At 43.1% G+C, this 5,039-nt stretch carries 5 protein-coding genes; 1 reads left to right on the top strand and 4 read right to left on the bottom strand.

Features of this window, described 5'->3' with window-relative positions:
• Positions 1–853 (top strand): Gfo/Idh/MocA family protein (locus LC574_RS26180; RefSeq protein WP_229456450.1); only part of this gene is annotated, 853 nt, incomplete at its 5' end.
• Between the two features lie 732 nt (positions 854–1,585).
• Here the strand turns inward: LC574_RS26180 and LC574_RS26175 are convergent.
• From LC574_RS26175 to LC574_RS26160, 4 genes are all read right to left on the bottom strand, one after another.
• A complete protein-coding gene (locus LC574_RS26175) occupies positions 1,586–2,875 on the bottom strand; it encodes a Glu/Leu/Phe/Val dehydrogenase (RefSeq protein ID WP_229456449.1) in 1,290 nt (429 codons plus the stop codon).
• A gap of 97 nt (positions 2,876–2,972) precedes the next feature.
• Positions 2,973–3,110: a hypothetical protein gene (locus LC574_RS26170; protein ID WP_229456448.1), complete on the bottom strand. Its 138-nt coding sequence runs from the start codon at positions 3,108–3,110 to the stop codon at positions 2,973–2,975.
• 540 nt (positions 3,111–3,650) lie between these two features.
• Entirely contained in the window at positions 3,651–4,796 is a 1,146-nt protein-coding gene (locus LC574_RS26165) for a beta-ketoacyl-ACP synthase (RefSeq protein WP_229456447.1), read from the bottom strand.
• A gap of 51 nt (positions 4,797–4,847) precedes the next feature.
• Positions 4,848–5,039, bottom strand: a 192-nt coding sequence (locus LC574_RS26160; RefSeq protein ID WP_229456446.1) for a hypothetical protein, incomplete at its 5' end; no start/stop codon positions are given.

The raw sequence follows: 5,039 nt of genomic DNA, 5'->3' as shown, positions 1-5,039 counted from the left end.
TAATCAGGCAATTCATGTCTTACGTGAAAAGCAGAGGGCAGTAACAGAAGAAGAATGTGAGGCAATGATTAAAGCTGCCAATGACAATAATGTAAAGCTGATGATCGCCTACCGTTTACATTTAGAAGAAGCCAATTTACAAGCAGTCGAAATTCTCCGCTCAAAGCAAATTGGTGAACCACGGATTTTCAACTCGGTTTTTACTCAACAAGTAGAAGAAGGCAATATTCGTTTACGCGATGTTACAGGTGGTGGGACGCTCTATGATATTGGCATCTACTGCATTAATGCTGCACGTTACCTATTTCAAGATGAACCAATTGAAGTATTTGCTGTAGCTGCCAATAACGGAGAGCAACGCTTCAGCGAAGTGGAAGAAATGGCTAGCGTTATCTTACGTTTTCCCAATGAGCGATTGGCAACATTTACCTGTAGCTTTGGAGCAGCAAGTGTTTCAACCTATCAAATTGTAGGTACTCAAGGCGATTTGCAAGTAAAACCTGCATATTCTTGGCAGGGAGAAATTAAGCATTACCTGACAATTAATGGTGAAACCCAAGAGCGTACCTTTGAGGATCACGATCAACTAGCGGCTGAATTTACCTACTTCTCTGATTGTATTCTTGAAGATAAAGATCCAGAACCATCTGGAATTGAAGGATTGATTGATGTTAATATTATTCAAGCGCTTTACGAGTCAATTGATACGGGTAAACCTGTGCAGATCCAAACTAGCGATGCCTGCGGCGGTAAACTACGCCATCAACGTCCTACATCGGCTCAAACTATTGAGCGTCCTCCTAGTGACGAAAAGCCAGATTTGATTCATGCTGCTGCACCTTCTGGGCAATGATTACTAAGTAGTTGTGCAAAATTAAATATACATTTGTCATTGCGAGTGGAGCAAAGCGAAACGAAGCAATTCGCTTGCGGCTTTGGATTGCTTCACTTCGTTCGCAATGACATAAATAATTTTGCGTAACCACTTATAGCGCAATACAGTTCAGTTAGGGACTTCCAACAAATAAATGATCCAATCTTGTAGGGTGGGCGTCTTGCCCGCCTTGGGCTATGGGCGGGCAAGACGCCATTGGTGTCATCTGAAGATGACTAAATATAGCCAAAAATCTTAAGTCTACTTCAGTAGACTTTAGCTATTAGCCTTGAACTTCAGTTCAGGGTGGGTGAGGAAGCTAACAGTTAAGCCATTTCTAGCTTAAGTTGACACCAATGGCAAGACGCCCACCCCACAATAAATAATTGAATATTAGACCTCTTGCATAAATCAAACAATTTGAACCCCAAAGAGCCAACCCCACCCCTTACTCCCCTTACTAAGGCAGGGCTGTTTCATTCCATTTCAAACAGGATTTGTCAAGATGATAGCGAGAAAATTGTAAGTAAGGGTGACGAAGAGATGAACGTTTAAGCACTGAAATATCAGTAAAATAGTTCGTTTGATCGGCACGCTGGTAACAAAATAACTAATTTTTAATCGCTAGAACCCTTGATTTTTAAAGCTCTTTGGGGAATGAAACAGCCCTGCTTACTAAGGGGAGAGGTTGGGGGTGGGGTGTTAGGGACTTTAAGGATAAAGACCTCTATCAGTCAGCGCCTGAGCCACTCTACCTACTCCTAAAGTATAAGCAGCTAATCGCAAAGGAATTTGTCGTACCTCCGACTGCTGAATCACTCGATGGTAAGCCTGTACCATCAAATGCTCCATTTCGCGGTTAACACGCTCCTCATCCCAAAATACGTAAGAAAGGCCCTGCACCCACTCTAAGTAGCTAACTACCACACCGCCAGCATTAGCCAATATATCCGGTAGCACTGTCACACCCCGCGCCTCTAACGTCAAGTTCGCCTCAAGAGTAACCGGGCCATTAGCCGCTTCTGCGACAATTTGTGCTTGCACTTGATTCACATTTTCTTCAGTGATTTGGTTTTCTAAAGCCGCCGGTATTAAAACATCGCAGGGCAAAGTTAATAAATCTGCATTGCTAATTGGTACAGATTGCGGGAAACCCATAATACTCTTGCGATTTTCAGCAGCATAGACTTTCAACTTGGGAATATCAAGACCGACTTCAGAAAATATTCCTCCAGCACCCGTTGAAACAGCGATAACTTTCGCGCCTGCAAGATGTAGTAATTCTGCTGCGGCACTACCAACGTTACCGAACCCCTGAATGGCTACTCGCACACCTGCTAAAGATTTACCTTGCTGTGCCAGCGCCTCACGAACAATAATCATCACGCCACGTCCGGTTGCCATTTCTCGTCCCAGCGAACCACCAATAGAAAGTGGTTTCCCAGTTACAACTCCTGGTACGGCATGACCAACATTCACAGAGTAAGTGTCCATCATCCAAGCCATCTCACGGGCAGAAGTACCCATATCTGGGGCAGGAATATCTACGGCAGGCCCAATATCTTTAATCAATTCGCTGATATAACGGCGGCTGATTCGCTCTAATTCGCCAACACTGTAGCGTTTGGGATCTATAGCAATGCCACCCTTACCACCACCGTAAGGAATACCTAACAAGGCACATTTCCAAGTCATCAGCATTGCTAAAGCAGATACTTCGCGCAGTGTCACAGCCGGATGGTAACGAATTCCGCCCTTATAGGGGCCTAAAACATCGGAGTGCTGCACGCGATGTCCAGCGAGAACTTGTATTTCCCCATCATCTAGTTTCACAGGAATGGAAACCGTGACAACCTTACGCGGATGGCTGAGAATTTCCAGCAAACCCTGATTTAAATTTAATTCTTTAGCTGCCGCTTCTAAGTAGCTACAGGCTTGGTCAAATGGGCATATATGCCCTGGAGAAGCAGGTTCTGACAGCAATAGGGATTTTGAAATCATAAAATTTTCTCCTAATCACGGTATCTTTACGAACCGGATCTCATATATGCCTAGCTTATCTTTGTTTTTTGGGAAAATCGAAATATTGTAGTTTTTGTTACATTTTTATGGAAGTCGGCGGGAAACTCCATCCCCTTGTGGGTGGAGAGGGATAGCCGCCCGCCGACTTGGGGCATTGGGCATTGGGCATTGGGCATTGGGCATTGGGCATTGGTAACTCTTCCCCATGCCCCATACTTCGACTAGCGAGCGTACAAGTGCCCCATTCCCCATGCCCAAAAAGCTTGTGGTTAGTTCACAACCCTTGCGATTGCTTCACTTTGTTTCGCTCCGTTCGCAATGACTTTTGACTTTTGACTTTTGACTTTTGACTTTTGACTTCCCCGAAGGGGCTGACATAGTTATTGCAAAACTTGTAAATGTTTCAACGTTAGCAACAATTGCTTGAGCATTTATAACTAACGCTTAAGCAAAACTTGTAAATGTTCCAACGTTAGTAACAATTGCTTGAGCATTTGCAGCAATTGCTTATACATTTGTAAGAAATGCTTAAACAAAACTTATAAATGTTTCAACGTTAGCAGCAAATGATTATACATTTGTAAGAAATGCTTAAACAAAACTTATAAATGCTTCAACGTTAGCAGCAAATGATTATACATTTGTAAGAAATACTTAAACAAAACTTATAAATGCTTCAACGTTAGCAGCAAATGATTATACATTTGCAACAAATGCTTAAACAAAACTTATCAATGATGTTTAATAGGCTAATTTACTTTGCTAGTGCGATCGCGGCATTCTGTCCACCAAAGCCAAAACTGCAACATAATACCTGACAAATTTTACTTAGACGTGCAGATGAAACGATATTTAAATCAAACTCTGGCTGCTGCAATCCTACACAAGGTGGTAAAATTTGATGCTTTAATGCCATGAGAGAAAAAGCCACACCTAAAGCTCCAGATGCCCCTAGTGTATGACCTGTGCTTCCTTTGGTGGAACTAACTGCTACCCTTTGAGGAAACAAACGCTGGATTACCATGCTCTCCATCTGGTCATTTAGCTGGGTAGCTGTGCCATGAGCATGAATATAATCAATATCGGCTGGTGAGAGACAACTACGTTCTAGACATTGTTTGATGGCAGCGATCGCACTTTTGGCTTCGGGTTCTGGTGAATTACTATGATATGCGTCGTTAGTTAAGCCAAAACCGAGAATTTCACCATACACTTTTGCTTGACGCTGTTTTGCCAACTCTGCTGATTCCAAAACAAATACAGCTGCGCCTTCGCCCAACACTAAGCCTTCCCGGTGCAAATCAAAGGGATAAGCCCCAGTTTTCGCCAAAGCACCCATTTGCTGAAATCCAGCCAAAGTGAGGGGTGTAATCGGCGCTTCCACTGCGCCAGCGATCGCCCGTTGACATTGCCCAGTTTTTATAAGCAAAGCTGCTTGAGCGATCGCCCAAATTCCAGTTGCACAAGCTGCCATCGGTGCTAAAACTATACCTGATGCACCAATTTGCCTTGCAGCTGCGATCGCGTTCATGTGAGGTAATGTATCTAGCCAATTTCCAAAAGACGACACAGGCAAATTCACCGTGTCTTCATACATTTGCCGCGCCAGAATTTCCCAAGACGCTTGATAAGAGCGACTCGATCCAATGACTACAGCACAATCAGTTAAAGGTGAAACTAACCCAGAATCTTGCAAAGCACAAGAAACAACCATCTGAGTCAACATTGTTAACTCAGATGGTTTTTGACCAATCAAACCTAGAGGAAGTGGTGTAATTTCTGGAAAAGGTTGATGTAATCGAATTCCAGATTTACCTGCAATCAAATTTTGCCAACTATCCTCTAAGCTTCCACTCAAGGCGGAAATTAAACCAATACCAGTGACAACAACCTTTACCAATTTGCAATTTGGGGGGATGAGGGGGATCTTTCAAGGGTAGGTATTTAAAAATTAGGCAGAGGAGAAGGTGATTTGGGAAACATTAAGTTCTGGAGTAAATGTGGGCCAGGGTTCAAGAAAAAAGCCACCTTGTGGTAATGTTAAATGATTAAGAAATGCGGCTTTAATCACTAAATAACCACGTCGAAAACAACTCAACCAACGGCTTTTTGCCCTGTGTTTAAAATTGCGTCTGGCAATATG

Source organism: Nostoc sp. CHAB 5715 (genome assembly GCF_020829685.1).
Lineage (GTDB): Bacteria > Cyanobacteriota > Cyanobacteriia > Cyanobacteriales > Nostocaceae > Nostoc.
Note: the sequence above shows the minus strand (reverse complement) of the source record. Positions and strands in the feature narration are given on the sequence as shown.

Bases quoted from the DNA above. Each gene is read 5' to 3' on its own strand.
- LC574_RS26175 (WP_229456449.1), bottom strand. From the start codon at position 2,875: ATGATTTCAAAATCCCTATTGCTGTCAGAACCTGCTTCTCCAGGGCAT.
- LC574_RS26170 (WP_229456448.1), bottom strand. From the start codon at position 3,110: ATGGGGCATGGGGAAGAGTTACCAATGCCCAATGCCCAATGCCCAATG.